Raw genomic sequence first — 1719 nt, 5'->3', positions numbered from 1 at the left:
TGCGTCTCTCACCAAAACACCTTCGGTGTTGTAAGGTTAAGCCTCTCGGGTCATTAGTACTGGTCAGCTCAACGTATCGCTACGCTTACACACCCAGCCTATCTACGTCGTCGTCTTCAACGGCCCTTCAGGGGCATCAAGTGCCCAGGGAAGACTCATCTCGAGGCAAGTTTCCCGCTTAGATGCTTTCAGCGGTTATCTCTTCCGCACGTAGCTACCGGGCAATGCAATTGGCATCACAACCCGTACACCAGTGGTGCGTTCACTCCGGTCCTCTCGTACTAGGAGCAACCCCTCTCAATCTTCCAACGCCCACGGCAGATAGGGACCGAACTGTCTCACGACGTTCTAAACCCAGCTCGCGTACCACTTTAAATGGCGAACAGCCATACCCTTGGGACCTACTTCAGCCCCAGGATGTGATGAGCCGACATCGAGGTGCCAAACACCGCCGTCGATATGAACTCTTGGGCGGTATCAGCCTGTTATCCCCGGAGTACCTTTTATCCGTTGAGCGATGGCCCTTCCATTCAGAACCACCGGATCACTAAGACCTGCTTTCGCACCTGCTCGAGCCGTCACTCTCGCAGTCAAGCTAGCTTATGCCTTTGCACTAACCTCCTGATGTCCGACCAGGATTAGCTAACCTTCGTGCTCCTCCGTTACTCTTTGGGAGGAGACCGCCCCAGTCAAACTACCCACCAGACACTGTCCGCAACCCCGGTCAGGGGCCCACGTTAGAACATCAAACATTAAAGGGTGGTATTTCAAGGTCGGCTCCATGCAGACTGGCGTCCACACTTCAAAGCCTCCCACCTATCCTACACATCAAGGCTCAAGGTTCAGTGTCAAGCTATAGTAAAGGTTCACGGGGTCTTTCCGTCTTGCCGCGGGTACACTGCATCTTCACAGCGAGTTCAATTTCACTGAGTCTCGGGTGGAGACAGCCTGGCCATCATTACGCCATTCGTGCAGGTCGGAACTTACCCGACAAGGAATTTCGCTACCTTAGGACCGTTATAGTTACGGCCGCCGTTTACCGGGGCTTCGATCAAGAGCTTCGCATTGCTGCTTACCCCATCAATTAACCTTCCGGCACCGGGCAGGCGTCACACCGTATACGTCCACTTTCGTGTTTGCACAGTGCTGTGTTTTTATTAAACAGTTGCAGCCAGCTGGTATCTGCGACTGGTCTCAGCTTCATCCGCAAGGGACTTCACCAAATCCAGCGTGCCTTCTCCCGAAGTTACGGCACCATTTTGCCTAGTTCCTTCACCCGAGTTCTCTCAAGCGCCTGAGTATTCTCTACCTGACCACCTGTGTCGGTTTGGGGTACGATTTCGTGTTACCTGGAGCTTAGAGGCTTTTCCTGGAAGCGTAGCATCGGTTACTTCAGCTCCGTAGAGCCTCGTCATCACGCCTCAGTGTTGACGGTAGTCCGGATTTGCCTGGACCACCCACCTTCACGCTTAAACCGGGACAACCGTCGCCCGGATAACCTAGCTTTCTCCGTCCCCCCTTCGCAGTAACACCAAGTACAGGAATATTAACCTGTTTCCCATCGACTACGCCTTTCGGCCTCGCCTTAGGGGTCGACTCACCCTGCCCCGATTAACGTTGGACAGGAACCCTTGGTCTTCCGGCGTGCGGGTTTTTCACCCGCATTATCGTTACTTATGTCAGCATTCGCACTTCTGATACCTCCAGCAGCCCTCACAG

General features: G+C 53.9%; 1 rRNA gene. It reads right to left on the bottom strand.

Going from position 1 to position 1719, the window contains the following annotated elements:
- Positions 1–32: 32 nt before the first annotated feature.
- Positions 33–1719, bottom strand: a 23S ribosomal RNA gene (locus JG725_RS20535); the annotation flags it as partial.

This window comes from Brenneria sp. L3-3C-1 (genome assembly GCF_016456245.1).
In the GTDB taxonomy this organism is placed as follows: domain Bacteria; phylum Pseudomonadota; class Gammaproteobacteria; order Enterobacterales; family Enterobacteriaceae; genus Brenneria.
Note: the sequence above shows the minus strand (reverse complement) of the source record. Positions and strands in the feature narration are given on the sequence as shown.